Below are 1,080 nucleotides of genomic sequence, written 5' to 3'. Positions count from 1 at the left end.
TACCTCCTCCAGCTTTTCGCCGTTGAAGGTACATTTTAGCCGTTGTTTAGGGGACTTTTTATTCCGTTGTTTTGGGTACTTTTACCACCGTTGCTGACAATGCTCAACACGGCACGGCGTGCCAATCTCCTTACCCCAGCCAGGCTCCCTGCACACTACTCTGATAATGACTGCTACCCACCAAATTACGGGAAACTTTCCAATATATTGCCATCCAAAATGCGCAAGACGCGATCGCATCGATTCACAACCCGTTCGTCATGTGTTGCAACTAATACCAAAGCCCCCCGCTCTTTAAAAGATAAAAGTAATTGCATGATCTCCTGGGCAGTATGCCCATCAAGAGCCGCTGTAGGTTCATCCGCCAGAATAACCGAGGGATTGTTGATCAATGCACGCGCAATTGCCACTCGCTGCCGCTCCCCGCCCGACAAGTGTGACGCGTTTTTATGCAAAGCCTCGGCCAAGCCAACTTGAGACAACACCTCTTGAACCCTTTTTCGGCGCTCCTGGCGTTTGATTTTCTCGGAAGAGTATTGAAGCGGAATGACGACATTTCTTTCAACGGATTCATTCTCTATGATGGCAAACTCCTGGTGAACATATCCGAAGAATCGATTGCGAAGCCGAGCACGGCTCCGCTCATCGCTAGGTGCCACTTTTCCCTGCACCAACACTTCACCGGTTGTAGGGCGACTGATTAACCCCAGAATGCTCAGCAGAGTGGACTTGCCGCTCCCTGATGGCCCCATCAGCGCAACACACTCCCCAGCAAAGAGCGTCGTAAAAACATTCTGCAGTGCCACAACTTGCAGATGTCCCCGACCATAAGTCTTGGATACATTGCGTGCCTCCAGCAGCGCTTTCACTCTACCACCCTCCCAAACCTTCTTTTACCAGCACCTCTCGCACCAAGAAAGAACACAAAAAAGCGAAGAGCACAAATAAAGATAACATGACCCATGCTGGTGCAGTGGGTGCAGGGGCGTCTGCCAACAAAAGGAAAAGCTGCAAAAGAGCCAACAAAACGATTTGAGGAAGCAGTACGACCGCCGCCAGAAAACTGCCAATGCGAAGACC

General features: G+C 50.6%; 2 protein-coding genes. Both read right to left on the bottom strand.

The window, feature by feature from the left end; all coding sequences use genetic code 11:
- Nucleotides 1-185: 185 nt before the first annotated feature.
- Nucleotides 186-869: an ABC transporter ATP-binding protein gene (locus D6694_04960; protein RMH45238.1), complete on the bottom strand. Its 684-nt coding sequence runs from the start codon at nucleotides 867-869 to the stop codon at nucleotides 186-188.
- Nucleotide 870: 1 nt separating this feature from the next.
- Nucleotides 871-1,080: hypothetical protein (locus D6694_04955; protein ID RMH45237.1), on the bottom strand; the 210-nt coding region annotated here is incomplete at its 5' end.

Source organism: Gammaproteobacteria bacterium (genome assembly GCA_003696665.1).
Classification (GTDB): Bacteria; Pseudomonadota; Gammaproteobacteria; order Enterobacterales.
Note: the sequence above shows the minus strand (reverse complement) of the source record. Positions and strands in the feature narration are given on the sequence as shown.